We start from the raw sequence: 26,605 nt of genomic DNA, 5'->3' as shown, positions 1-26,605 counted from the left end.
AAAATCTAAGCACGGTATAGCACAACTGGGCTAAGAATAGTTTTTAGTAACAATAGCGATCGCCCTTATAACCATGTCTCAACCAACTATAGAATCAATCCTACAAGAGAACCGCCTTTTCCATCCTCCCTCGGAATTTTCACAAAATGCCCATATCAAAAGTCTGGAAGATTACCAGCAGATTTACGACAAAGCCAAAGCAGATCCGCAGCAATTCTGGGCAGATTTGGCTACAACAGAATTAGAATGGTTCCAAAAATGGGATACAGTATTAGACTGGCAACCGCCTTTTGCTAAATGGTTCGTTGGCGGTAAAATTAATATTTCTTACAACTGCCTTGACAGACATCTCACTACTTGGCGCAAAAATAAAGCAGCATTGATTTGGGAAGGAGAACCAGGTGATTCCCGTACCCTCACCTATGCCCAACTGCACCGGGAAGTTTGCCAGTTCGCGAATGTGTTGAAGCAACTTGGTGTACAAAAAGGCGATCGCGTTGGTATTTATATGCCGATGATTCCCGAAGCTGCGATCGCCATGTTAGCTTGTGCCAGAATTGGCGCACCCCATAGTGTGGTATTTGGTGGTTTTAGTGCCGAAGCTTTACGCGATCGCTTAATTGATGTTAAAGCTAAACTGGTAATCACGGCTGATGGTGGTTGGCGCAAAGATGCGATCGTCCCTCTCAAGGAACAGGTGGACAAAGCCTTAGCTGATGGTGCTGTTCCCAATGTAGAAAGTGTCCTAGTTGTCAAGCGCACCGGACAGGAAACTTATATGCAGTTGGGCGGACGCGATCATTGGTGGCATGATTTGCAAAAAGGAGTATCAGCAGATTGTCCCGCCGAACCAATGGACAGCGAAGATATGCTGTTTGTCCTCTACACTTCTGGCAGCACCGGCAAACCGAAGGGTGTAGTGCATACAACTGCTGGTTATAATTTGTATACCCACATGACCACCAAGTGGATATTCGACCTGCAAGACACAGATGTATACTGGTGTACCGCCGACGTAGGTTGGATTACGGGACATAGCTATATTGTCTACGGCCCCCTTTCCAACGGTGCAACGAGCCTGATGTATGAAGGTGCGCCCCGTGCTTCTAATCCAGGTTGTACATGGGATGTGATTGAAAAATACGGCGTTAATGTTTTTTATACGGCACCTACAGCAATTCGGGCATTTATTAAGATGGGAGAACAACATCCTAATGCGCGAAACCTGTCTTCGTTGCGTTTGCTGGGAACCGTCGGCGAACCGATTAACCCAGAAGCTTGGATGTGGTATCACAAAGTGATTGGTGGCGAACGTTGTCCAATTGTTGATACCTGGTGGCAAACGGAAACTGGCGGTATCATGATTACACCGCTACCAGGAGCAATTCCTACCAAACCGGGTTCAGCAACTCTTCCCTTCCCAGGAATTATTGCAGATATCGTGGATTTAGAAGGAAATACCGTACCCAATAAGGAAGGCGGTTATCTAGCGGTGCGACATCCTTGGCCAGGAATGATGCGGACAGTCTACGGCGATCCAGAACGCTTCCGCCGCACCTATTGGGAACACATCCCGCCCAAAGATGGTAACTATACTTACTTTGCTGGTGATGGGGCAAGAATTGATGAAGACGGCTACTTCTGGGTAATGGGTCGTGTGGATGACGTACTGAATGTATCAGGACATCGCCTCGGTACAATGGAAGTAGAATCAGCTTTAGTTTCTCACCCAGCAGTGGCAGAAGCGGCGGTAGTGGGTAAACCAGATGAACTTAAGGGTGAAGAAGTAGTTGCTTTTGTGACTCTAGAAGGCACTTATCAGGGAAGTGAGGAACTGAGTAAAGAACTCAAACAGCACGTTGTCAAAGAAATTGGTGCGATCGCCCGTCCGGGAGAAATTCGCTTTACGGATGCTTTGCCAAAAACGCGATCGGGTAAGATTATGCGCCGATTGCTGCGGAATCTAGCTGCGGGTGAAGAGGTATCTGGGGATACTTCAACATTGGAAGATAGAAGCGTGTTGGATAAATTACGGGAAGGTACGTAAATAATTTCAAATCAGCCTAGTAGGGGCGTACATATATGCGCCCCGTCTGTGTTGTGATGCATTACGTATTAACGCACCTCAATATTATTATAAAGATTAGAACATTATTGAGGCACTCAGAGCGATGAAGTTGAAGCACAAACTTAAATCAGCATTTATTCAATCTTTTAGTGGCATGACGCTAAGTATGATCACTGTAATTGGTCTATCACCCTTAGTGTTAGCGGTTCAGGCAAAAGTTTCTTTGCATTCGCCTGAACAGTATGCACAGAGACAACCACAAAAACTAGCACAGTCTCAAGCTCCAGACACAGGATCATCAGAGCGATCGCAGATGATGCAACAAGCCAATGCTTCATTTAATCAGGGAGACTTAACAGGTGCAGAAGAAAATTTACGCAAGTTAATTAAAAAATTCCCAGACGATGCCTTTGGACGTTTTCAACTGGGAAATGTGCTTTTTCGGCAAAAGAAATCAGAAGAAGCAATTAGCTCTTATCGAGAAGCCATTCGCATCCAGCCAAAATACGCTCTTGCTTATAATGCGATCGGTATTGTTTATGCTAGCGAAAGTCGCTGGGAAGAAGCCATTACTGAATATAAAAAAGCTCTAGAAATTAATCCTAATTATGGCGAGGGGCTGACTAATTTTGCACTGGCATTGTGGCAAACAAACAAAAAAGACGAGGCACTATCTTCTTTAGAAAAAGCTTTAAATATTTTTAAAGCACAGAAGAGAGGTGAAAAAGTTAATCAAGTTGAACGAATCTTGCGAGAGATCAAAGCTGGTGATGAGCCTAGTGTTTCATGAAAATCATATTATTCAGTAGATAAGAGTCAGAATAGTTGCTGGCAATTATCTTTAAGGATGCTTAGTGAATCGGTTCCTATATTACCTGCGAACGCATCCAACAAATCCATACAGGCATTGCTACATGATTCAAAACAGTTGTAAAGTTTTTGTCTAAAATCCTGGAATTGCGCTATTAATTGATTGCAATACACTTGGGTTAAGGATAATTGTAGATTGGGTTGTAGCTTGCTTGTCTAGTAGCGGTACGTAGTTAAACCCAACAAAGTCCCGAAAATGTTGGGTTACCCTTCGGGATCTTGCTACGTCCCTCAAACGCCACTTGCTTCTCCTAAGGAAGACGCTACGCATAGCTTCTCAGTAGGAGTACAAGCCGGTAAACCGCAAGGGCGCAGTGGCTCCCCAACCTACGTAGGTTAAGGTTTTTGGCTTTAACTGAACCCTATTGTAATTGATTGTGATTAAATTGAGGCATAGCCATCAGTATCTTCCTCAAGACAATTTATAGTTAATATTACTATGTGTTGGAGAAGATATTGATGGCTATCCTTTTTTCTGCCCGTGCTAATCACCGATGGTTCGAGACTGTGAATGCGTAAAACTTATTATTAGACTTAAACCCGCCTGGGATGCGGCTGTAGCCAGAACCCCAGTACACTGTACCATCAACCACTGCTGCACCTGCAATTACTGATCCCCCACTGTTAAAATTCCACAGAATCTTACCAGTCTTTGCATCTAATGCATACATGTTATTTTTATCGGCTCCAGATGCCATCGAGCCACCATACACCACTCCATTCGCTACTGTCATTGGAGCCATATCCCTTTCACCTCCTGGATCTGCTGTCTGCCAGAGAATTTTGCCCGTCGCTGCATCAAGCGCACTCCATGACCCACCCTTAATAGTCTTACCTGATGGCTCTAATGTGTACTGCTCAAATCCGTAGTTTGAAATCGCGACATAAATTTGTTGACCATCCGTAGCCGATCCCCACATTATTCCACCAAGAGGACCACCAGGACCAACAATTCGGCTCCAGACAACTTTTCCAGTATCCCGGTCAAGCGCCCAAAAGACACCACTCTTCTGACCAGCACCCAGTAGATCGCGCGATTTTCCAGCATCTTTAACAGTGAAAAGCATGGGTGCCTGAGCGAAATCATAATCTGGTCCTTTGGGGTCAGGGCAATTGGAAATAACGCCATAGTAGCAGGCAACAGTCCAGGTATCGTATCCCTCTAGTTTATTTGCCCACTTAATCGTGCCACTATCGAGATCAAGTGCCATGATCGCGTCAATATAATTATTGGTATCGAGGCATTGTGACTCATCAGGAGCTTTCTGCGAAGAAAGTTTTTTAATACAATCTCTTACCGTTTGAGGCACATTATAGTTATTGCCTGTTGCAATATATACCGAATTTCGCTTTGGATCGATTGCTGGTGTGCTACCCCATACTGCTCCACCTGAATAGCCATTCGATTTCCCATAATTTTCCGGTACGATGTAAGTTTTCCACAGAAGCTTTCCAGTATTCAAATCTACCGCCGTCATGCTTCCACTGAATGTGCAGCATGGGTATTTCGGATCGTTAGCCGCTGTTTCCTCAGAAGAGGAAACTCCAACATACACACGATTGCCATAAATGGTCGGTGACTGAGTAATAATAGCATACGGGTGTTTGTCAAGTTTTGTTTTCCAGATTAGCTTCCCAGTATCTTTGTTAACTGCTATCAGGAAAGCACCTTCCTGGCTACCAATAATCACTTTATTCCCTTTAAGTGCTGGACTTGTGCGCGAGACAGCTTTTGGGATACTTGGATCATTAATATAGCTGGCAATGCTATTTGCCCAAATCTCTGTACCCGTCTGTGCATCAATCTTAAAAAAATTACCGCCCCAGTCAGGCATATATACAGTTTTATCTACAACTGCTGGTGTAGCTGAGAGTTCACCTCCTGCACTGAAAACCCATTTGGAAGACAAGTTTGTTACATTCTTTGGGCTGAGGTATCTCTCACCTGCTTGATAGCGAGTATTGTTTAGGTTCTGACCACCCAACCTCCACTGATTATCCGATCTCCACTCACTGTCTTCAGCACTACTACTAATTGTTGGCATGATAAAGATTAATGCCACTGTAACAATTCCCAGCGCTCGTTTACAGGATGAATAAGTTTTAATCAAAGTCACTAATCTCCTTTGCTACTACTAAGGTGACATAAGAGGATGTTTTAAAAGTCCCGAAAGGTATAATTTTGCTCTTCTGCACGGGGTTAAGTGCGACGAAAAATTAAGGTTTTAGCCATGTCCTGAGATGCTTCGCTGTCTAACGATGAGAGCAAAGACCCTTTTAAAACATCCTCTAAGCTAAAGTTAAGTCTAAGTAAGTAGGCGTTAAAAAACAAGCTATGTGACGAAATGTAAAATCAGCAAATAGCCAAGAAATTGGCCATTCCATAGTTTTTACAAAACTAAACATACATGAGTTTTATCGTGCTGACTTACTTAATCGGAATGATGGGAGGATATAGAAAATATTCGCAATCATTGTAATAGCTTTTTTAATATAGAAAGATTGACTTTTGTTATATAAATGCCACCTAACCTAGTAGCGCTTCTATTCAAAAATAGCAATCTACAATAAGAATTAGACAAACCTTTGGTTAAAGCCTATGACTTCCCAATCGGCATTAACTTTACCTGACCACACCCAGTTACCAGACTCAGATGGTACGTTCGTGAAAAACTGGCAAGAGCATCCCCAAAGTATTTTACTCACTGACTCGATTACACTTGTCCTAGAGGAACTTCATCCTGATAGTCAATATTGTATTGGACAAGATTCTGGCATCTACTGGCGATTGACAGATCCTCCTGAGAAGGGCGCTGAGGCGCCAGACTGGTTTTATGTACCCAATGTACCACCGACCCTTAACGGTAAAATGCGGCGTTCATACGTCCTGTGGAAGGAGTATGTCGCGCCCTTGATTGTGCTGGAATTTGTCTCTGGAGACGGTTCAGAAGAACGAGATAACACACCGCCATCTCAAGGGGAAGGTGGAAATGTTGGTAAATTTTGGGTTTATGAGCAGGCAATTCGAGTGCCTTATTATGGAATTTATGAAGTAGCAAAAGCGCAGGTGGAAGTTTACCACCTAGTCGATAATACTTATCAAGTGATGAAACCCAATGAACGTGGACATTACCCAATTGCTCCTATGGGGGTAGAGTTGGGAATCTGGCAGGGATTTTATCAAAATGCAGAGTTACCTTGGTTACGCTGGTGGGATGCACAAGGAAATTTACTGCTAACGGGTGAGGAACGGGCTGTGATTGAACAACAAAAGCGAGAGAGAATTGTAGAGAAATTGCGATCGCTCTCTGCTGAACAACTCAACGCTTTAGGAATTGACCCAGAAATGTTGGATTAAGAAACATTATCGTCTACTAATAATACAACTTTGCCAGTACAATAATTTGTACTGAACATCCCCATTTTTATACACATGTATTTAGTAATATACAACGCCAAGAGTTCAGGGTGCTTGTCAAGTATTATACTACTTGCTAGTACTGCCAAAGCATGTTGTATGTCTAAATCTGCGATCACCGTTACCGTCAAACTGTTCGCTGCTTATCAAGAAGCCTTTAGGGTTTCGGAACTGGTGCTGGAATTCCCCAATAGTATGCCAGTCAAAGCAGTATGCGATCGCCTCATAGCTGAACACCCCGAACTCTCCCAATGGCGTGACATCACCCGCTTTGGGATTAATCTGATATTTGTCGAACCAGATACTGTACTACAAGATGGCGATGAAGTTGTGTTAATTCCGCCAGTCAGTGGCGGCTAGCAAAACAGTTATGAGTTAGGAGTTATGAGTTAAAGAATCTGGAATCAAACTGGTTAGAAGTTGTACGTGCCAATTCTATTCAATAGCTTTAGGACTTAGCAGTTAGCTCCACTAAGTGATCTAACTCTTGCTGCATCTGACTAACAACTAATTCATAACATTGATTGACATAGTGGCGATCGCTTGCTGCTTCAGGGCCGTAACGTTCAAATACAATTGGCGGACAAACCCGCGTGTACATGGTCACAGGTAATGGAATGTTTGGCAACGGGCCAATTGCTAATCCCCAAGGCAGTCCAAGATAGATCGGAAAAACTTTTGGATCAATCCCAAACAGCCAAGGCATTCCCCATTCATGGAGTTGCTGCACAATTTTGTAGCAGTCAGCTAGCACAATCAACGTATCGTGAGCACCCCACGAAATCACAGGCACAATCGGCACATTTTCCCGCAATGCTAACTTGATAAATCCTTGCCGCCCCGCAAAATAGATTTTGTCACGTAAATAATGCGGTCGGAAGATATCTTCGGCTCCACCTGGATAAACTAGCACACTAGCTCCAGAGTTAAAGGCAGCGTAAGCCATTTTTGGATGAGCGATGATTGCTCCAGCCTTGACGACCAGTTGTGCTAGTGGTGAGCTAATCTGCCAAGCCTTGGGATACATCAAACCATAGACGGGTTGCTCGACACCAAATCGTAGAAACCAGTCGTACATTACCATCGTCATATCGGGTACCGCCAGTCCCCCATTATGCGAACCGACAAATAGGACTTTTTCTTGGGGTTGAATATTATCCCAGCCACTAGTTTGAACTCGGAAATAGTAGTGATACAAAAAGCCCCATAGGGGCATCAAAAATTCTATGAACTTTGGATCTCGCTCATCCAAAGACCAACCGGGTTTTTTGTTTAAGAGATGTTGCTTTTTTGACATCGATGCATTCTAACAGGATTGGTAAAGGTCAAACAATTAATGCAGGAGAAGGCATTAGCATTGTCAACCGACGCATTAGCATTGTAAGCCGACGCATTAGCATTGTCAGCCAACGCATTGGCATTGTCAGCCGACGCATTGGCATTGTCAGCCGACGCATTGGCATTGTCAGCCGACGCATTGGCATTGCAGGGTATTACCTTTCTTGAATTCGCTACGAATTAATCAAATGCTGTACTTAGCTTTCATCGCTGTTTTGCTTCTGCTTGACTAGCCAAATAGAGAGCAGAGCGATCGCTACACCAACCACAATAAAACAATAAATGTAGCCGAAGTTATCCACAATCCTACCGAATACCGCTGCGCCGATTCCCTGGCCGACAAACAGGTTGAAAACGAACAGCGAAACAGCAGTACCTCGTGCTTCAGGTGTTAGCTCAGTGGCTTGGGTCTGGAGGGTGCTGTGCATCATATAAAAGCCCAATCCGATTAAAATACTCAAGGGGATAAACAGCATCCAGTTCTGGAACAATGCGATCGCCAAAAAGCTGATAGACATCAAGCCTCCTCCCACGCCGATTAAACCAATTTCACCCAGTCGCCTAACTAACCATTTAACTGAGCGACTGTAAATCAGTCCACCCAATCCAAAACCACTGAGCATAAACCCGATCACTAGATAACTTAGACTATAGCGATCGCGCAGAAATGCGCCGATGTAAGCAAATGCCCCAAAGACGCAAAAGCCTTCCACAAACACCCCGATAATTACAGTCCGGGCGATCGGTTGGGTCAATAGTTGATAATAAGGGCGAAATGTTATTCTACCTATCCGACCTTGGGGACGTTGCCCATCGCTAAGGTGGCGCGTCCCCCGCCATAAAAGTCCAGCAATCCCAAGGGAGACGATCCCAAATAGGAGAAAGATGTCACGCCAGCCGATATATTCTCCAAAGATGCCGCCTAAACTACCACCAAGGATTTGACCTAGCACCAGCGCACTTAAATACTTGCCGATCGCAGCTTGGCGTTCTTCATAAGGGAAGTTATCGCCAATATAAGCTAGGGTAACGGGGATGACCCCAGCAGCAGCCATCCCGGTGAGAAACCGCAGCAGGGTAAGTATGACAATATTTGACACAAAGGCACAAACAGCACTACCCACAGCAAATGCTACCAATGCTACTGTAATTACCTTAAGTTTGCCGATGCGATCGCTTAGTGGCCCATAAACTAACTGAAATAGCCCGTAGGGAATCGTGTATGCCGAGATAATCACCGCAGCACTACCAACACCGACTTTAAACTCCTCAGCAATGATGTGCAGCAGGGGGTCAATCACCCGTGCATCAGCAACCACCATGAAGGCAGCAGCGCCCAATAGTCCTAATGAGACAGGTGTTTTGCCTGCTATATCCTTTGCTAACCTGCCCACTGCTATGTTCTCCTGTAGTTTGAGTTTTCGCACTTATAGAATAGACTTTTTGCAGAAGGGGAAGGGCTAGTACCGTAAGGCGGAAGTTAAAAGAATTATATTCCGCGCTTTTGCGCCATTTTGAATGGTTGGTTTATTTACACCGTGCTGTACTAGGGTAGTAAGAGAGTTAGTGAAGACTAACTCTTCTTTCCCTCCCTTGTGTGCTTCCGATTATTCGATAATTTATATTTAGAAAAAAGCGTGCGAGTTGTCATGCAAATAGAGCAGCCTTTTAGAATTAATGCCGCCCAACCAGACAAGCTAAAACAATTCCTTCCCAAACCTTTAATTATCGTCAGCCCAATTACCGCTGGGAGTGGTTTTTATTTTGCCTATCATCGCCAGTCGAACTATCAACTTCCTGAGACATCGCCTTTTCAGCACATTATTACTATTTACAGTAGAGAGTTTGAGGCAAAATTAAAAATTAACGGACAATGGCAAAGTAAATCCTATGCAACAACTGATGTGGGTATTTTTCCTGCTCACCAAATTTCTCCAGCAGTACAATTTGAACAGGAATTAGGGTTTATTCACGTCGGTCTTGAACCAACGATGATTTCTCGTGTTGCCTACGAGTCAGTAAATGCTGATGCCGTTGAAATTGTCCAACAACTGCAAACCCACGATCCACTGATTCAACAAATTGGACTGACACTTAAGCAAGAAATAGAAACTAGTGGATTTGATAGTAACCTGTATATAGAGTCAGCAGCAAATCTGCTGGCGATACATTTATTGAAACGTTACTCAACGCAAAAATTCATTCTTCGAGAATATACAGGTGGATTACCAAAACATAAATTAAAAGAAGCGATCGTTTATATCAACGATAACTTAGAACAAAACTTATCCCTTGCAGAAATTGCGGCGATCGCACAGATAAGTCCGCATTATTTTGCTAGCTTGTTTAAGCAATCAATGGGAATAGCACCTCACCAATATGTTACTAAATGCCGAGTTGAAAGAGCAAAGTATTTACTTGCAAAGCGAGAATTATCAGTTATACAAGTCTCTCAACTAGTAGGATTTCAAAGTCAAAGTCATTTCGCCAAGGTTTTTCGCAAATATATCGGCATCACTCCTCAAGCATTTAAGAAGCTACACTGAATTTTTCGGAAGCTAACGCTAGTTTTCGGAAGATTGCGTGAGACGGCATGATCTTGTTAAAGCTAGACTCAATAATTATCACCACACTTTGAGCTTACAATCCAAAAAATGACACAACTAAAACCAGCCGAGGAAATGCCCGGTAGCTTTGGGCTACCCATTTTAGGTGAAACTCTCCGATTATTTGGTACCCAAGGATGGGGGCTGACGAAGAACTACCAACGCTACGGGCCGGTTTTTAAAACCAGCATTTTAGGAAAGAAATATGCAGTTTTGGTAGGAACACAAGCAAATCGACTAATTTTGCAAGAAAAAGCGGATCATGTATCTTCCTACTTAGGATGGAAAATTGCTATGGAGCATATTTTCGGGCGGCCAATGATGCTTCAGGATGGCGAAGAACATCGCCGCACTCGTCACTTAATGGCTCCAGCGTTTCATGGGAAAGCCATTGCTAACTATTTTGATATCATGCAAACTGAAGTTAACAAGTGTCTAGAAAACTGGGTGGAAGGCAATCCAATTTCCATCAAGAATGAATTTAATCAGTTAGCATTGCGAATTGGAATTCAGCTATTATTAGGTGTTCAACTACAAAGCGAAGTTGAGCAAGTCGAACATTTGTATAATACTTTGACACAGGGAGCATTGGCACTATTACGGTTTGATATACCGTTCACAAAATATGGTCGTTCCCAAAATGCTCGTCGTCAGATGAAAGCTTTCTTACAAAAGATTATCAGCGAACGCAAACTTCAAGGCAACTTACAGGAGTCTTGTGAGGTATTAGGATTGTTTTTGGCAGCAGTAGATGAAGAGGGAAATGCTTTAGCTCAGTCGCAGATCATAGACGAACTGATACACTTATTAAATGCAGCGCATTTCACTACTGCTACATCCTTAACGTGGGCAATGGTTGAATTGGCAGCGCATCCGCAATGGCGCGACAAACTCCGCCAAGAACTGGCAGAAGTTGTAGGAGATGAACCTTTGAACTTGGGACACCTCAAGCAACTTAATCAAATGACTTATTTTTTAAAAGAAATAGAACGACTTTACAACCCCGCAGGTGTAGTACTGTTTCGGGGAGCTGTAAAAGAAATTGAATACGCAGGTTACCGCATTCCTCCTGGTTGGGTGGTGATTATTGCTCAAGGATTAACGCATCGGATGAGTGAGATTTATACTAACCCAGAAAGTTTTGATCCAGAACGCTTTGCCCCTCCCCGCGAAGAAGATAAAAAAGACTCCTTTGCTTTAATTGGTTTTGGTGGTGGCGAACATATATGTATTGGAATGGAGTTTGCCAAGATGGAAATGAAGATTTTTTTGGCAACGTTGCTGCAACGATATGATTGGAAAGTGACGCCAGAATATCAACCTAACAACTATTATCAACCACCGTTTCAAGTAGAAGGAAAATTACAGGCGCAAGTCAGCAACCCCGCTTTGAAAAACTAAACTCAAGATCAGCCTGTATCCGTTGCTAACCTAAGCACTCATTTTTTTTGTGAAGCACAAATTGCTCCAGATCGTGAAACTGCCCTTTGAAGAAGCCATACTGTTTCAATACACCCTGACTGTGAAAACCTAACTTTCCTAGCAACTTTTTAGAAGCTATGTTGTCCAACATGATTTGGGCAACAACGAAACGCAAACCCATTTTCTTAAACCCAAATTGCAAGATGGTATGCACTGCCTCAGTCATGATGCCTTGTCTCCAAAAAGTACTGGCAAGCTCATAACCGACCTCAGCAGCGTGTTCTTGTGGGTTCCACGTAAACCCACAAGAACCAATCAAAACGTTGTCTTGCTTACGGGCAATTCTCCAGCGAATTCCATCTCCTCGCTCAAACCGCTTGGCTCTACGTTCAATGAGTGCGTAGGCGTAGCCCGTCGTAGACATCGCTTCTTTAATAGAAGTAAAAGTATCAAGATCATGAAACTGAGTCACGCCTGGATCACAGAGTATAGCAAAAATCGCCTCAACATCCTGCAACGTTGTCTCACGAAGAAGGAGCCTTTCTGTTTCTAATTGAGGAAAGGAAGATAGTGAGAAATCGTTGCTCATAGTTGCAACCGATGATCTGGGGTTAGAGCTAACTTAGTACAGGCCACAGTTACAAGACAATTCAAAAGGCTCAAGCTTGAATAGTCTTCGCCGACTGGTTAAATAATAACTCTCGTGACTTATCTGGATCAAGCGTTTGAGTTTTCAATGCTTCTGCTTTCTCATAGGCGCGAATTGTTGCCGGACGGGCTTTAATTGTCTCAAACCAGCGCTTGATATGAGGAAAATCCTCTAGGTTTTGGCTTTGGCGCTCATGGGGCACAATCCAGGGATAAGCAGCAATATCGGCGATGGAATAATCGCCAGCGACAAATTCTCTATCTGCTAGTTGCTTATTCAGCACTGCATATAAGCGTCCCGTCTCATTCACGTAGCGGTTAATGGCATATTCAATCTTTTCGGGAGCATAGCCGCTAAAGTGATGATTTTGTCCCGCCATTGGCCCCAGCCCTGCCATTTGCCAAAACAACCATTCTAAAACTTGAGTGCGACCATATAAATCTTGAGGAATTAATTTACCGGTTTTTTCTGCCAAATATAGCAAGATTGCGCCAGACTCAAATATCGAAATCGGCACACCTCCATCTACTGATTCGTGGTCAACGATCGCGGGGATGCGATTGTTAGGAGAAATCTTCAGAAATTCGGGCTTAAATTGCTCCCCATCCCCAATATTCACAGGAATTATCGTGTAGGGTAATCGGACTTCTTCCAAGAAAATTGTGATTTTATGACCGTTTGGGGTTGTCCAATAGTAAAGTTCAATCATGGTTATTTCTCCTGACCTTGTGCGATTGTTTTGTAGGTTAATAGTGCCTTACAGACACTTCTGCTATTCGGATGAGCGACCATCAACTAGTCCAGGCTCTATCTGACGCCTGTTAATTACGAATTAATATAAGATTGTGGTGATTTTGCGATCGCAGCCCAAACTCTATGGTGAACCGGAAGAATTGGTGTGGGATATTTTGCTTCGAGTAATATTGCCAATTCCTGGTCAAATACTTCTATTTTTGCTGGTGTTAAGCTGTCTCTCACACCAGCACTAGCACGAATTCGCCCCCGCCAATCTTCGTGTGTATAAGACACAAATGCATCGTAAGAAAATGTGCGGATTTCTCGAAATTCTCTTTCTCCAATGTCTTGTAACCACTGGGGATACAATCCATTACCGCCGTCCAGTGTCCACGCTGGATTATGAGCCTTAATCAGTTGTTCTGTTGCTTCAACTACATTACCTTTTAAGGGTATCCAATCAAAATGAGCGATCGCAATCGAGCCATTTCTTCTCAATATGCGAGTAATTTCCTGGACGACACGCGGACGGTCAAACCAATGCCAACACTGTCCAGCAGTTACCACATCCGCACTTGCGTCTGGTAACTCTGTATTTTCGGCAGTTGCGACTCGATAATCTACTTTCAATTGGGCAGATTCGCTTAAATGCCTAGCTTGTTCTAAAAGTGAGATTGATCGGTCTATGCCAATCACATAAGCACCTCTATCCGCAAAGCCTCGCGCCAGTGTTCCTGTTCCTGTGCCAAGGTCAACAATATTCTGCCCTGGTAAACCTATACCATATTCAGACAGTTTGTTAAATAATGAGCTGGGAAAATCAGCACGGTGTTTTGCATAATCAGTAGTAGTTGCACCAAAATTAATTCTCATACCTGCAAAACTATCTTTTTAACAGTTGTCTAGGCTAGAAGTTCTCTATCCACGGACGTAGTTCTACTTCCCATGTCCAAGCACTGCGGGGTTGGCGGAGAATACTGAGATAAGTTTGAGCGATCGCATCTGGGTCAAGGGTACTATCTGGTTTATCTGCTGGATCTTGGCGGTCTGCTGAACGGATTCCACCATCAATCACGAAATGCGCCACATGGATATTCTTTGGTGCTAATTCTCTAGCAATACTCTGAGCCAAACCGCGCAGTGCAAATTTACCCATTGCAAAGGGAGCAGACAGAGGATAACCCTTAATACTCGCTGAGGCTCCAGTAAAAAATATAGCACCGCCGCCAAGCTGCAAAAACCTTTTGGTAGCAGCTTGGGCCACAAGAAAGCCACCATAGGCAGTTACATCTAAGGTTTTTGCCACCTCACCAGGGTCTAGATCAACAAGAGGCCCCCGCACCCGGAAACTGGGATTGTAAACGACAATATTCGGGGAACCGAGTTTATTTTCAACATCAATAAATAACTGTTCTACTTCGTTTGGCTTTGAGACATCAGCGGCAAAACTAACTGCGCCAATTTCACTACTTAATTGAGTGAGTTTTTCAATTTGGCGAGCCGCTAAAGCTACAGTGAATCCTTCTTTGGCAAATAGGCGAGCTAAAGAAGCGCTCAGTCCACTACCTGCACCGACAATTAAAGCTGTTGTTGCCATAAATTTAATTCTCCTAGTTAGAAATTTTTACCCAGTTCATAAGTCTCTGACAGCATTTGTTCTCGGTCTGCTTGCGAAATGTGTGGCACACCATAAAAGGGCTTGTAGATAATGTTTTGAATGCCACAGAACTGTAAAGTACCTTCCATCATGGTGTGTCGAAATACATCTTTATCAGTGCCGATGTGTGTAAACATTGCTTCTGTGCCGCCAGTGGTCTGAAAGATGATGGCTTTTTTGTGGATGAGTAAACCTTTGATACCATCGGCATCTGTATCAAAGGCAAAGCCTTGTAAAAATACCCGATCAATCCAGCCTTTGAGAATAGCTGGACGGTCATACCACCAAATTGGGTAAATGAAAATAAGTCCCTCAGCCCAGAGAATATCTTGTTGTTCTTTTAAGATATCATCTGGCGTTTTTCCGTTGACAATTTGCTCTAAATCTTCGGCATCAAGGGTAATTTTTAAAGATAAAGTATAAAGATCCTTAATTTTGGGAGTATGATCAGCTTCTTTGAGTCCAGTTACCACAGAGTCAAGGATGGCGTGATTAAAACTATTGGGATTTGGGTGGGCATAAACGATTAAGACATTCATCTTAAATACTAAGGATTGAGCGTGACTGAAGATAAGTGTGAATTGCCCTTAGTAGGACTTTGACCAATTTGCAGTACACAAACTGCGGCAATCAAACAGAGAACGCCTGATAAAATAAACGCTTGTAAATAACTACCTGTCCAGGTTCTTAACACTCCGGCTCCGAATGCTGCTGTGGCTGCACCGAGCTGATGTCCTGCGACAATCCAACCGAACATCACGCCGACGTTTTCTTTACCGAAGACATTGGCAACAAGACGTACTGTAGGTGGTACAGTCGCAATCCAATCAAGTCCATAGAAGACGGCGAAAATGGAAAGTCCATAGAAGGAAAAGTCGAAGCTGAAGGGTAAGAAAATCAAAGACAAACCCCGCAGTCCGTAGTACCAGCACAATAAATAACGATTGTTCCATCGATCAGATAGCCAACCGGACATAGTAGTTCCAAAAAAATCGAATAGTCCCATGATTGCCAAAAGACCAGCAGCCTTGACTTCAGGTATACCGTGGTCAATACAAGCGGGAATCAGATGAGTTCCAATTAACCCATTTGTGCTAGCACCACAGATAAAAAAGCTACCAAATAACAGCCAGAAGTCGCGCTTACGCATTCCCAGCCACAGGGCATTGAGGGTGGAGGTAATGGAATTCACTCTCGGCTGTGAGACTTCCACCGTTTCGCTGTTGTCGCCAAAGGCCCGCAAACCGACATCCGCCGGGCGATCGCGCATAAAGACTGCGATCGCTGGAATAATTAGAAGTGCTGCACCAGTCAGACCGAGAGCGGCAATTCGCCACCCAAAGCGATCGGTTACTGAGGCCAGCATGGGCAGAAACACCAGTTGCCCCGTTGCTGTACTAGCGGTTAGAATGCCGAGAACTAGACCCCGCTTCTCAAAAAACCAGCGATTGACAACAATAGCACCCAAAACCAGGGCGATAACTCCGCTACCACAACCGACAACTACACCCCACAGCAAGACTAGCTGCCAAGATGCTGACATCACAGTGGTTAAACCGACACCGAGAGCAATGACAGCAAGTGAGAATACCATCATCCGGCGAATGCCGATTCGCTCCATGAGTGTGGCGGCAAAAGGGCCAATTAATCCGTAGAGTACTAAGTTAATCGATATTGCCAAAGATATAGTAGCTCTACTCCAGCCGAACTCCTGTTCGAGAGGCACTATGAAGACTCCGGGAGTAGAGCGAATTCCGGCTGCCACCAATAAGGCTAGGAATGTTAAACCCGCGACGAGCCAGCCATAGTGGAAGGAACGACGCGCTAGGAAGGAGGCTAAGGACATGAGGGGGGTGGGGGGTGGGGGGTAGGGGGCAGGGGGGCAGGGGGAACAGGGGAAGTCACGGCAATGGAGTTCAAAGACTCATTCACGAGTATCAAAGACTCATTCACGAGTATCAAAGACTCATCGGCGAGTATCAAAGACTCATCGGCGAGTATCAAAGACTCGTTCACGAGTATCAAAGACTCATCGGCGAGTATCAAAGACTCGTTCACGAGTATCAAAGACTCATCGGCGAGTATCAAAGACTCATCTCCAATGCCCAATCCCCCATTCCCAATTTAGGCAAAGCTACCCTGCATAAGGGTTACCGATTCTGTCTACAGAGACGTTGGAGGAGAATGGCAAACGACCTGGATTTAAGCGTGGTTCGGCTGCATAGCCAACAGGAACTAAAACAGCGATCGCTAAATCTGGATTATCCTCAGCCCCAATCACTTTTTTTACCTGATCCTCAATCCAACCGTTCATAAAACAAGTGGATAATCCCAGACTTTCTGCTGCTAACACCAAATGGGTAGCGGCAATGATCGCATCTTTGATGGCATATTCGCGTCGCTTGTCGCCTAGCGTTGCTTGAAATTGGGGGACGGCGGTTTTAAAGTAGTTTACCGTGCCTTCATTCCATGCCCCAGTTTCGAGTCCCCGCTCTAGAATTGGGGCCAAGTTTTGTTCGCCTGCGTTCGGATCGGCGGCAAAGACGAAGGTTACAGGTGCTTGGACAATTTGCTGTTGATTCCACGATGCGGCTGAGAGTGCTGCCTTTTGCGCCTCATCTTGCACAAGAATAATTTGCCAGTCCTGGATGTTATAGCTGCTGGGTGCAGCTACGGTTAACTCTACCAGTTGCTTGAGTAGTTCTGGGGTGATAGGGTCTGTTTTAAAAGTTTTGATGGAACGGCGTTGAGTGATCGCACTGGGTACATCTAAAGGTTGGGTTTGAGTGATGGAATTCATGAGATTCTCCTGATGGTTAAGTTATGAAAGAGTTTCAGATTTTACTCTGCTGAGAGTGATTAAGAACGTTAAAGAGCAGGGCAATGTAATGTGTTCCTCTCTAATTGGCAATGTTAACCGGGTTAGAGATGTGCTCGTGGATAATGCGCCATTGTCCCTCTCGCTTCTCCCATACAAGCGTCGCATGAGCCGTAATTTTAACCGCCTCATTCGCTATGGTGGCTGCTGTACTTTCAAAAATCAGAGCCGAGACGGTAATGTTATCACCTGTAAATATCTGAATATCCCCAACTGATTTAACTTGCCACTGTGCTAGTGCTGCCATGAAGGGCTTCCATATCTCCTCATACGATTGCCATCCTTGAATTCGAGTGGTCTGCGGTGAGAGGGTATCGAAGGCGAGGAATTGTTCATCTTGCCAGTAGAGATTGTCTAGGACAGAAAAATCAAATGGTTTATTGCCTGCACTAAACGCAGCTAGCCAATCGTTAACGCGTTCTTTGATTTCCGTTTGTTCTAAAGTATCTTTCATAGTTGACAACCAATTTACACAACCATTTTGTTGTATCTTGAAAAAATCTCAAACTCATCAGTTTGATTTGATACTTTCGAGCGCGGAAAGTGGGTTTTAATTATTCAGATGAGAAGAATTAGGCATTGACCACCTGCTCATTAGCAGCTGACCAAAATGGATAATCTGTATATCCGTGTTCATCGCCACCATAAAAGCTTGCTTGATTTGCTTCATTTAGTGGTGCATTCAAAGCCAAGCGCCGGGGTAAATCCGGATTTGATATAAATAATGTGCCAAAGGCAACTAAATCTGCTGCTTTGTTTGCCAGTACAGCATCGCCTTTTTCACGGGTATAACCACCATTAACGATGAGTGTACCTGTAAAGCGATCGCGTAGATGACTGGTGGGTACAATTATCGCGCCATGTCTGATATCTGCCTCTATTGCCTCAAAAATATGCAGATATGCCAAATTAAACTGGTTCAACGCTTGAGCCGCATAACCAAATGTCTCCAGAGGATTCGAGTCATGCATATCGTTATAAGCCCCACTGGGAGATAAACGTACTCCTACACGGTTAGAATCCCACACACTAGTTACCGCTTTTGTCACCTCTAACAGGAATCGGGCGCGATTCTCAATCGAACCCCCATATTTATCTGTACGTTGATTTGTGCGATCGCGGAGAAACTGATCTATTAAATAACCATTGGCTGCGTGAATTTCCACCCCATCAAACCCCGCTACTAGGGCATTTGCCGCTCCTTGACGATACTGTTCTACTATTTGCGGTATTTCCGAAGTTTCTAAAGCACGGGGAGTAACAAAGGGTTTTGGCCCCTGATAAGTTGAGGCTTCACCTTTTGGAGCAATGGCAGAAGGTGCCACAGGTAAAGCTCCATTCGGTTGTAAGTCTGGGTGGGAAATCCTACCTACGTGCCATAGTTGCAGAAAAATTCTCCCTCCCTGCTGATGCACAGTATCGGTGACTAACTTCCATCCCGCCACCTGTTCTGGTGAATGAATTCCTGGTGTAGCGGGATAGCCCTGTCCTTCAGGAGTTACCTGTGTTGCTTCACTAATAATCAGTCCGGCGGAAGCACGTTGGGCGTAGTAGGTAGCATTCAGTTGGTATGGTACGTTTCCCTCACCTGCCCTGTTTCGAGTTAAGGGTGCCATTACTATCCGGTTAGGTAATTCCAGATTCCCTAATTGGTAAGGAGAGAATAAGTTGATATCACTAGTCATGTCGGCTTTGCTCCAATTCAAAGTTTTTTAACCCACGGAGGTGGGTTTTGTTTGTGTAGACGAGCCAGTGCGTTGGGCGGGTAATGCCCGACTTGTCCCTTGCGCGTCTCCCCTTCTCCCATTCGTGAGAGGCTAGCGCTTGCCGTAGGATGCCCAAAGGGCTGTAGGGAGCAACTGGCGTGCGGTTAGAAACCGCCTTTTTAATGTTAAGTTGACTGTACTCCTACGACAAATGTGGTTCAAATACTAAACAATCGACCGAATAACGCCACCATCTACCCGCAAAGCTGCACCATTAGTTGCTGAAGCTACAGGACTAGAAAGGTAAACTACGATCGCTGCTACTTCTTCATTAGTTGCAAAGCGTTTAATTAGGGAAGTTGGACGCACATTTTGAAAAAACTCAGCTTCAACTTCAGCGGGACTAATACCGCGTTCCTGTGCCAGGTTGGTGATGAACTCTTCAACTCCTTCTGAGCGGGTTGGCCCTGGTAGGACGGAGTTTACCGTAACTCCAGTTCCGACAGTGATTTCTGCCAGACCTCGTGCAATGGCAAGCTGGGCTGTCTTAGTTGTCCCATAGTGAATCATTTCCACTGGGATCTGAATAGCAGATTCGCTAGAGATAAAAATTATCCGCCCCCAATTTTGCTCTAGCTGCTTTTGCAGATATTGCCGACTCAAACGGACTCCGCTGAGGACGTTAACCTCAAATATCTTTAACCAGTCTTCATCAGTAATATCGAAGAACGTTTTTGGCTTATAAATCCCTACATTGTTAATGAGGATATCAACGTGAGGAACCTCTTGAATGAGTTTCTCTACCCCTGATGCAGTGCCTGCGTCAGCAATAACACCAGAAACTTTCGCGTCAGGTGTACTTTGCTTAATTTTGTCGATCGCTTGAGCTACTCGTTCTTCAGACCGACCATTGACAATCACTGATGCACCCTCCTGAGCCAGCCCAAGGGCGATCGCCAAACCAATACCTGCGGTTGAGCCACTCACCAGCGCGGATTTACCATGCAATTTCAAGTCCATTTCGTTCTTTCCCCGTTAGTTGAAACAGAATTCAGAATTCAGGAGTTAGGAGTCAGGAGTTAGGAGTTATATGTATTCTGACGGGAAAGGAGGGTCGGTCTTGTGCAGGGGGAGAATGCCCTCCGTAGGTGGTTGCAGCAGCCCTACATTTAATGGATGGAATTTGTTGGAACGCGCTGCGCGTCCCAACAAAGTGTCCTTGTTTCAGCAGCCCTACATTTATCTATGGGGTTTGCTCAAGAACAGATCCTCTTCTCCCACTACTTCCCCTGCTCTCTTCTTTGACTCCTGGCTCCCTTGGCTAGAGTAGACTGCAAACTAAATGCGTCTCACAATAGTACCTAGATTAAAGATGCTGTGCTAAGGTCTTATTCAAGGTGGTTTTTGGGACTGCCCCTACTACAGTATCGACCTGCCGACCTGCCTTAAAAACCATCAGCGTCGGAATGCTGCGAATTCCATAGTGGCTGGCGACAGTAGGATTTTGATCTGTGTTCAGCTTCACAAATTTCACCTGTCCTTCGTATTCAGCAGCAACTTCATCGACGACTGGGCCCACCATCCGGCAAGGGCCGCACCACGGTGCCCAAAAGTCCACTAAGACCGGAATTTCACTTTCCAAAACTTCTTGCTTGAATGTGGCTTCTGTGACATTTGTAATGGATGACATAAATTGCCTTCCTAATTAATTCTATAGTTCGATAATATCGAATAATAAAAATATATGCCACCTGATGAGATAATGCAACTATGAGATTTCTTTATCATCCAGATCGAAAAAATATTACTTTACCGGGAGTGCTGTATGCATTGGGCGATCCAGTGCGGCTAGAGATTGTGCGGCTGCTGGCCACTGAGGGGGAACATTGCTGTGCCAGATTTGATTTTGCGATCGCCAAGTCTACTATGTCTAATCATTTTAAGATTTTGCGGGAGTCGGGGATAGTCTTTACACGTAAAGAAGGGACACAGCACATTAACATCCTGCGGCGTGAAGATTTAGAGGTGCTGTTTCCAGGGTTGCTGGATGCGGTGTTGAAAGCGGCTCAACCATTGCCTGTTGAACCCGCGAGTACTAAACAAACAGCCTCAAGAATTTAGAGGCATGGGGCAATCGCTACTTGTTTAAGAAAACTTTACTGCCAACGCTTTCCTTACTTCACGCACATCTGGACGCAGGGCTATAAAATCTTGTAGTAAGTGCGATCGCATGAAGTGCTATTTTCTCTGCTGACTGTTGTCGGGATACTCCTGCTGGAAGTGTCCCAGTTGGGAAATGCAGACTGATCATTGTTGCTTATTAGACTTGGACGCATTTCCGTATTATTTCCCAGTCTTATTCAGAAATCAAACAGGAGTCCTATATCAGGATTATCTTTTTTTACATTATCGTTAGTAAGTGTCGAACAAAGGCACTCATTTCCGATTCAGATAGAACAGGTGATAAAGAGTGATGTAGAAAAAAGTATCCTGTTACCAACCCCAGAAGTAAAACCTAAAGATAAACGTAAGCGTGGACGACCAAAAAATCCGAAACGAACAATAGCTAGAATTGATACGCAAGCAGTATCTTCTGCCTCATCTGCCAAAACCACAACAGCAGCAATCACGGAGGCAAAGGTTGACTTAACCCAGATGTCAGGTAATAGGTTCGCTGGATTGAGTCAGATGACACCAGTAAATCAGCGCACACTTTTCTTCTCTGAGGATGGAAATAATTTCTACATTACTGTGCAGGGCAATAAGCCTAAACTTTACACTCCAAGCGCACCTCCCGATATTACTGTAACAGAGGGAAATACCGAGCGCTTGGACTTAAGCGAGCATCTATCGGGAATTCTTCTCTACCAAAATGACATAGGGCGATCGCTCCTTGAAGCACCTTGGTTGAAAGATTTATTTTCTGCATCTATTCTCCTTCTTTTCTCAACCGTTGCCGAAGAGATTCTTGTCGTTTTCTCATTCTATATTCTTCAATTGCTCGTTGATGAAGTAGTGACCCCCGTATTATAAAATTAGCTCTGAGGGAAATATTTTTTTGTCCACAGGCATTATCTATAAACTTCATTTTTCTTACTTGCGTCAACACAGCATTATCAATTTCAGTATTACCGCTTGAACGACCCAAGCTCACTTGAGTGACATGACCTTGTTCATCAATATCTAAAACCACCTCGGCTATCCCTTCAATACCTTTTTCTCTTAATTCTTCTGTATATTGAAAACTGCATTTGATGCAATCAATTTTTGCTGGACTTATAGATATTATAACTTTTGGTAAGCTCTTTTCACCCTGCACCACAACACTAACTTGGTTAGTATTATCAGAAGTTACACTAATAGATTGAACTCCTTGGACTGGGTTTTCTCGACGAAAAAATTTGCCACAAGGTAAAGACAATTGAGCTTTGGGAATATTAAATATACGTGTCTTAGCTTGTATTGTGGGAAAACTCAGTAGATTTTTGGGACTAGGAGTAACTAAAATAATTTCCAAACCTTTCTCAGTTAATCTATATTTAATTCCAGTAATTTGGGTGACTTGTGCAAATGTAGGTTGAGCAAATAATAATGGTAAGCTAGAGCCAAAAAAAAGCAAATACAATAGACGATATTTCATGTCAAATTATCTAATGCAGCAAATAAACAGTATTGTATAGATATTGACGCTTATTTGCTTGATTATACAATAAATGCTATTTGTCAAAGTTTTGTTACTCATCGCTGCTGCCTTTGATATTGCGATCGCCTTTATAAGCCCCCATATCCCAACTATAAATTATTTGGGTTGGTGTACACTCTTCCTTTCCAAGCGCCGCCGCGCCCTTGCCAGTGACGTAGTGCTGAGTCTAGAGTCATCAGGGTATAGAGAAAAGCGATCGCAGGTAAGCTCAACGCTAACCAGGGAGAACATTTATAAAAGCGGATCGTCGGGTAGTAAGCCAAGGTCATTAACAGCCATCCTAATAAACCTGTAAGTGCGATCGCCCAATTGCCCCAAACTACACCCAGAATTACACACAGAGGTGGAACTAGATAAATCAAGATCATTCCCAGCAAAGTTCCCACTAGTAGTAATGGAGAATAATTCAGTTGGGCATAGGCACTACGGGCAACCATATCCCAAATCGTCGCCAGCGAGTTATAAGGACGCAAACTATGAGTCAATGTACTCAATCCTAGCCAGATACGGCCGGGGGAGGCAGGGGGGGCAGGGGAGAAAGAAGAATTACTTTGTCTTCCAATCTGCTTAACAGCGTTAGCAAGGGCGCAATCGTCAATTAAAGCTTGGCGAATGACTTGAATACCCCCGATTCGCTCTAAAGCTTCACGGGCGATCAGAATAGATCCTCCAGCAGCGGCGGCTGTGGGATTGTTTGGATTATTGACCCAGCGGAAGGGATAGAGTTTTTGGAAGAAAAAGACGAAAGCTGGAATCAAAAGTTTTTCCCAAAAGCTTTCACACCTAAGTCGCACCATTACCGAAACCAGGTCTAAATCTTCTTGGACAGCTTTTGCAACCAGTCGGCGGAGATTACCAGGATCATGTTCGATATCTGCATCGGTCAGCAAAAAATAGTCAGGTGCAAATAAACTCGCACTGTTTATACCTTGCTCAACTGCCCAAAGTTTGCCTGACCAACCGGGAGGCAGTGATTCGCCTGAGATAATATGCAATTGCTCAGGTTTACTTAGAGCGTGTGCAACCCCTTCGGCAAAATTTGCTGTACCATCTGTACTGCGATCGTCTACCAAAAATACGTTTAAAGAACCAGGATAGTCTTGGAGTAGGAGCGATCGCAAACTGGTTGGTAGTAATTCAGCTTCGTTACGGGCTGGAACCACCGCACAAACCACAGGTAACGATTTTAGCTGAGTTTCTCCAATCTCTAATTGCTGGTCTGTCCGCCAAAATTGTCCCCAAAAACACACTAATCCCAACCAAATTGTCAAGGATAAGAGCATCAATCCTAATACAATTACACCCATGACCTATTGCAAATTCTCAGTAACTCAGACAGAATACTATGTCTACTGAATAGAGGAAAAAATTTTTTCCTGTAGTGCCGTGTTCATAACTAGTGTTGAGTGTTGAGGTTAAATAGTATTTGATGCGAACACAAGACAGGGTAAAAGTCAATCAAGTCACAATGGCGATCGCAGCCAGCCAAAAATATCTGCTTTCGATTCAAAATCCCCCTGGTTACTGGTGGGGAGAGTTAGAATCTAATGTCACCATCACTGCTGAAGTCGTCCTCCTGCATAAAATTTGGGGAACAGACCAAACAAGACCCTTAGACAAAGTTGAAGCATATTTGCGTCAAGAGCAACGCCAGCATGGGGGTTGGGAACTTTTTTATGGTGATGGCGGAGAACTTAGCACCTCGGTTGAAGCCTACATGGCGTTAAGACTGCTAGGTGTACCAGCAACCGATCCGGCGATGGTTCGGGCGCAAGCCTTTATTCTCCAACGGGGTGGGATCAGCAAAACTCGGATTTTTACCAAGTTGCACTTAGCCTTGATTGGCTGCTACAACTGGCGCGGTATTCCCTCGCTACCAGCTTGGGTGATGCTGTTGCCAAAAGCTTTCCCCGTGAATATCTACGAGATGTCTAGCTGGGCACGTTCCAGCACTGTGCCGCTGCTGATTGTATGCGATCGCAAACCTGTTTTGATCACCAACCCAACTATCAACCTAGATCAGCTATACGTTGAAGGTGTTGATCAAGTCCGGTGGGAATTACCCCAAAGTGGCGATTGGACAGATTTATTCCTCACCCTTGATCAGGGATTCAAGTTGGCAGAAAGTCTTAATTTAGTACCCTTCCGCCAAGAAGGCATCAAAGCTGCCGAAAAGTGGATTTTAGAGCGTCAAGAAGCTACAGGCGACTGGGGCGGCATTATTCCGGCGATGCTGAATTCAATGTTAGCTTTGCGGTGTTTGGATTATCACCCAAACGACCCGATTGTGGAACGAGGTTTGCAAGCAATTGATAACTTTGCGATTGAAACAGAGGATAGCTACCGAGTTCAGCCTTGTGTTTCACCCGTCTGGGATACAGCTTGGGCGATGCGTGCTTTGGTAGAATCTGGTTTTGCAGCAGATCATCCGGCTGTGGTAAAGGCTGGAGAATGGTTATTGCAAAAACAAATTTTAGATTACGGAGATTGGGCTGTCAAAAATCGCCAGGGAAAACCAGGGGCTTGGGCATTTGAGTTTGACAATAACTTTTATCCAGATGTAGACGACTCGGCTGTGGTGGTGATGGCACTACATGTTGCAAAACTTCCTAATGAAAAAATCAAGCAGGCTGCGATCACTCGGGCCTTAAATTGGATTGCATCTATGCAGTGTAAACCAGGCGGCTGGGCTGCTTTTGATTTGGACAACGACCAAGATTGGCTCAATTCCATCCCCTATGGTGACTTGAAAGCCATGATTGATCCAAACACCGCAGATGTCACGGCTAGGGTGGTAGAAATGCTTGGTGCTTGTGATTTGTCAATTGATAGTTATAATTTAGAGCGATCGCTTACTTATCTTCTGCGCGAACAAGAAACCGAAGGCTGTTGGTTCGGTCGCTGGGGTGTAAATTATATCTACGGGACAAGTGGCGTTTTGTCAGCCTTGGCGTTGATTGACCCTCAAAGGCATAAACTCAGTATAGAACGAGGAGCAACTTGGTTAGTTGAATGTCAAAACCCAGATGGTGGTTGGGGTGAGACTTGCCGCAGCTACGATGATCCCAGTCTCAAAGGAAAAGGAAATAGTACTGCATCTCAAACTGCTTGGGCTTTAATTGGTCTCTTGGCAGCAGGTGAAGCAACTGGTAAATTAGCTCTTAAGGCCATTGAGCAGGGAATTGGCTACCTAGTGGCAACTCAACAGCCCGATGGTACTTGGTATGAGGCGGACTTTACAGGTACTGGCTTCCCTAGCCATTTTTATCTCAAGTATCATATGTATCAACAATACTTTCCCTTAATCGCTCTAGGTCGCTATCAAACAGTGATTAAAAAAGGTTAATTGTTGTTACTGTGGCAGGCGCACAAACAATGTGTTGTGCCCCTAAGAGCGAGTCATCGAGCGTCACGAGCCTCATAGCCGATCATAGCGAAAAGTCGGGGCGGCGGGTGACGCCGTTGGCGCAGCCTCTTCGACGCAGAAGCGTGACTTTTCAAGACAGACATCGCTGTTCCCTTGATGAACCAATTCCATAAAAAAGCTCACTTTTT

27 protein-coding genes and 1 pseudogene are annotated in these 26,605 nt (G+C 44.4%); 10 read left to right on the top strand and 18 right to left on the bottom strand.

All coding sequences use genetic code 11. The features are described from left to right. The first annotated feature begins 73 nt into the window (after window positions 1-73). Together acs and V7K85_RS21230 are read left to right on the top strand one after the other, a co-directional pair. Window positions 74-2,047, top strand: a complete 1,974-nt coding sequence (acs, locus tag V7K85_RS21235; RefSeq protein ID WP_334816263.1) for an acetate--CoA ligase — start codon at window positions 74-76, stop codon at window positions 2,045-2,047. 124 nt (window positions 2,048-2,171) lie between these two features. Beyond that, the gene (locus V7K85_RS21230) at window positions 2,172-2,858 is read left to right on the top strand and encodes a tetratricopeptide repeat protein (RefSeq protein ID WP_334816261.1); all 687 of its coding nucleotides are present in this window, start codon (window positions 2,172-2,174) and stop codon (window positions 2,856-2,858) included. A 568-nt stretch (window positions 2,859-3,426) separates the two neighbouring features. Here the strand turns inward: V7K85_RS21230 and V7K85_RS21225 are convergent. Beyond that, on the bottom strand, window positions 3,427-5,055 hold the full coding sequence (locus V7K85_RS21225) for an outer membrane protein assembly factor BamB family protein (protein ID WP_334816259.1): 1,629 nt from the start codon (window positions 5,053-5,055) through the stop codon (window positions 3,427-3,429). Between the two features lie 482 nt (window positions 5,056-5,537). Here V7K85_RS21225 and V7K85_RS21220 point away from each other — a divergent pair, with 482 nt between their 5' ends. Both V7K85_RS21220 and V7K85_RS21215 read left to right on the top strand, forming a co-directional pair. Continuing rightward, window positions 5,538-6,296 (top strand): Uma2 family endonuclease, encoded by a 759-nt coding sequence (locus V7K85_RS21220; protein WP_334816257.1) that lies wholly within the window; start codon window positions 5,538-5,540, stop codon window positions 6,294-6,296. A 159-nt stretch (window positions 6,297-6,455) separates the two neighbouring features. Further along, window positions 6,456-6,716 carry a MoaD/ThiS family protein gene (locus V7K85_RS21215; protein ID WP_334816255.1) on the top strand — a complete coding sequence of 87 codons (261 nt, stop codon included), beginning with the start codon at window positions 6,456-6,458 and terminating at the stop codon, window positions 6,714-6,716. Window positions 6,717-6,804: 88 nt separating this feature from the next. Here the strand turns inward: V7K85_RS21215 and V7K85_RS21210 are convergent, their stop codons facing one another. Further along, complete coding sequence (locus tag V7K85_RS21210; protein WP_334816253.1) at window positions 6,805-7,653, bottom strand: glycerol acyltransferase; 849 nt, start codon at window positions 7,651-7,653, stop codon at window positions 6,805-6,807. A gap of 2 nt (window positions 7,654-7,655) precedes the next feature. Between V7K85_RS21210 and V7K85_RS21205 the strand changes: the two genes are divergently transcribed. Beyond that, window positions 7,656-7,862, top strand: coding sequence for a hypothetical protein (locus V7K85_RS21205; protein ID WP_334816251.1), 207 nt, complete (start codon window positions 7,656-7,658; stop codon window positions 7,860-7,862). 29 nt (window positions 7,863-7,891) lie between these two features. Here the strand turns inward: V7K85_RS21205 and V7K85_RS21200 are convergent, their stop codons facing one another. Then, window positions 7,892-9,088, bottom strand: a complete 1,197-nt coding sequence (locus tag V7K85_RS21200; RefSeq protein ID WP_334816249.1) for an MFS transporter — start codon at window positions 9,086-9,088, stop codon at window positions 7,892-7,894. 255 nt (window positions 9,089-9,343) lie between these two features. On the opposite strand from V7K85_RS21200, the gene V7K85_RS21195 reads away from it, so the two are divergent. After that, the gene (locus V7K85_RS21195; RefSeq protein WP_334816247.1) at window positions 9,344-10,240 is read left to right on the top strand and encodes an AraC family transcriptional regulator; all 897 of its coding nucleotides are present in this window, start codon (window positions 9,344-9,346) and stop codon (window positions 10,238-10,240) included. A 108-nt stretch (window positions 10,241-10,348) separates the two neighbouring features. Next, window positions 10,349-11,701 (top strand): cytochrome P450, encoded by a 1,353-nt coding sequence (locus V7K85_RS21190; protein WP_334816245.1) that lies wholly within the window; start codon window positions 10,349-10,351, stop codon window positions 11,699-11,701. Between the two features lie 25 nt (window positions 11,702-11,726). On the opposite strand, the gene V7K85_RS21185 is transcribed toward V7K85_RS21190, so the two are convergent. The 12 genes from V7K85_RS21185 to trxA all read right to left on the bottom strand — a co-directional run bounded on the left by V7K85_RS21185 (window position 11,727) and on the right by trxA (window position 21,037). Then, window positions 11,727-12,311 (bottom strand): GNAT family N-acetyltransferase, encoded by a 585-nt coding sequence (locus V7K85_RS21185; protein ID WP_334816243.1) that lies wholly within the window; start codon window positions 12,309-12,311, stop codon window positions 11,727-11,729. A 70-nt stretch (window positions 12,312-12,381) separates the two neighbouring features. Beyond that, window positions 12,382-13,080: a glutathione binding-like protein gene (locus V7K85_RS21180; RefSeq protein ID WP_334816241.1), complete on the bottom strand. Its 699-nt coding sequence runs from the start codon at window positions 13,078-13,080 to the stop codon at window positions 12,382-12,384. Window positions 13,081-13,196: 116 nt separating this feature from the next. Continuing rightward, window positions 13,197-13,979 (bottom strand): class I SAM-dependent methyltransferase, encoded by a 783-nt coding sequence (locus V7K85_RS21175; RefSeq protein ID WP_334816239.1) that lies wholly within the window; start codon window positions 13,977-13,979, stop codon window positions 13,197-13,199. A gap of 34 nt (window positions 13,980-14,013) precedes the next feature. Beyond that, window positions 14,014-14,703 (bottom strand): SDR family NAD(P)-dependent oxidoreductase, encoded by a 690-nt coding sequence (locus V7K85_RS21170; protein WP_334816237.1) that lies wholly within the window; start codon window positions 14,701-14,703, stop codon window positions 14,014-14,016. Between the two features lie 17 nt (window positions 14,704-14,720). Next, window positions 14,721-15,302 carry an NAD(P)H-dependent oxidoreductase gene (locus V7K85_RS21165; RefSeq protein WP_334816235.1) on the bottom strand — a complete coding sequence of 194 codons (582 nt, stop codon included), beginning with the start codon at window positions 15,300-15,302 and terminating at the stop codon, window positions 14,721-14,723. Between the two features lie 8 nt (window positions 15,303-15,310). After that, window positions 15,311-16,609, bottom strand: coding sequence for an MFS transporter (locus tag V7K85_RS21160; protein ID WP_334816233.1), 1,299 nt, complete (start codon window positions 16,607-16,609; stop codon window positions 15,311-15,313). Next, window positions 16,600-16,872, bottom strand: coding sequence for a hypothetical protein (locus tag V7K85_RS21155; RefSeq protein WP_334816231.1), 273 nt, complete (start codon window positions 16,870-16,872; stop codon window positions 16,600-16,602). The genes V7K85_RS21160 and V7K85_RS21155 overlap by 10 nt, the downstream gene beginning before the upstream one ends. A 25-nt stretch (window positions 16,873-16,897) precedes the next feature. Further along, entirely contained in the window at window positions 16,898-17,563 is a 666-nt protein-coding gene (locus V7K85_RS21150; RefSeq protein WP_334816229.1) for a nitroreductase family protein, read from the bottom strand. Between the two features lie 100 nt (window positions 17,564-17,663). Then, a complete protein-coding gene (locus tag V7K85_RS21145) occupies window positions 17,664-18,095 on the bottom strand; it encodes a YybH family protein (RefSeq protein ID WP_334816227.1) in 432 nt (143 codons plus the stop codon). A 118-nt stretch (window positions 18,096-18,213) separates the two neighbouring features. Continuing rightward, window positions 18,214-19,326, bottom strand: a complete 1,113-nt coding sequence (locus tag V7K85_RS21140) for an alkene reductase (protein ID WP_334816225.1) — start codon at window positions 19,324-19,326, stop codon at window positions 18,214-18,216. Between the two features lie 246 nt (window positions 19,327-19,572). Next, window positions 19,573-20,367 carry an SDR family NAD(P)-dependent oxidoreductase gene (locus V7K85_RS21135; RefSeq protein ID WP_334816223.1) on the bottom strand — a complete coding sequence of 265 codons (795 nt, stop codon included), beginning with the start codon at window positions 20,365-20,367 and terminating at the stop codon, window positions 19,573-19,575. Window positions 20,368-20,713: 346 nt separating this feature from the next. Beyond that, window positions 20,714-21,037: a thioredoxin gene (gene trxA / locus V7K85_RS21130; RefSeq protein ID WP_334816221.1), complete on the bottom strand. Its 324-nt coding sequence runs from the start codon at window positions 21,035-21,037 to the stop codon at window positions 20,714-20,716. A gap of 80 nt (window positions 21,038-21,117) precedes the next feature. Here trxA and V7K85_RS21125 point away from each other — a divergent pair, with 80 nt between their 5' ends. After that, a complete protein-coding gene (locus V7K85_RS21125) occupies window positions 21,118-21,468 on the top strand; it encodes an ArsR/SmtB family transcription factor (protein WP_334816220.1) in 351 nt (116 codons plus the stop codon). Between the two features lie 58 nt (window positions 21,469-21,526). On the opposite strand, the gene V7K85_RS21120 is transcribed toward V7K85_RS21125, so the two are convergent. Continuing rightward, complete coding sequence (locus V7K85_RS21120) at window positions 21,527-21,658, bottom strand: hypothetical protein (protein WP_334816218.1); 132 nt, start codon at window positions 21,656-21,658, stop codon at window positions 21,527-21,529. Between the two features lie 35 nt (window positions 21,659-21,693). Here V7K85_RS21120 and V7K85_RS21115 point away from each other — a divergent pair. Beyond that, window positions 21,694-21,903: pseudogene (locus V7K85_RS21115) on the top strand (IS4 family transposase); the annotation flags it as partial. Window positions 21,904-22,276: 373 nt separating this feature from the next. Here the strand turns inward: V7K85_RS21115 and V7K85_RS21110 are convergent. After that, a complete protein-coding gene (locus V7K85_RS21110) occupies window positions 22,277-22,987 on the bottom strand; it encodes a TonB family protein (RefSeq protein WP_334816216.1) in 711 nt (236 codons plus the stop codon). A gap of 152 nt (window positions 22,988-23,139) precedes the next feature. Then, entirely contained in the window at window positions 23,140-24,357 is a 1,218-nt protein-coding gene (locus V7K85_RS21105; RefSeq protein ID WP_334816214.1) for a glycosyltransferase, read from the bottom strand. Window positions 24,358-24,479: 122 nt separating this feature from the next. On the opposite strand from V7K85_RS21105, the gene shc reads away from it, so the two are divergent. Next, window positions 24,480-26,396, top strand: coding sequence for a squalene--hopene cyclase (gene shc, locus V7K85_RS21100; protein WP_334816212.1), 1,917 nt, complete (start codon window positions 24,480-24,482; stop codon window positions 26,394-26,396). Window positions 26,397-26,605 lie beyond the last annotated feature (209 nt).

It is taken from the genome of Nostoc sp. (genome assembly GCF_036917615.1).
GTDB lineage: Bacteria > Cyanobacteriota > Cyanobacteriia > Cyanobacteriales > Nostocaceae > Nostoc.
The sequence above is the reverse complement of the archived record's forward strand: the minus strand, read 5'-3'. Positions and strand labels throughout refer to the sequence as shown.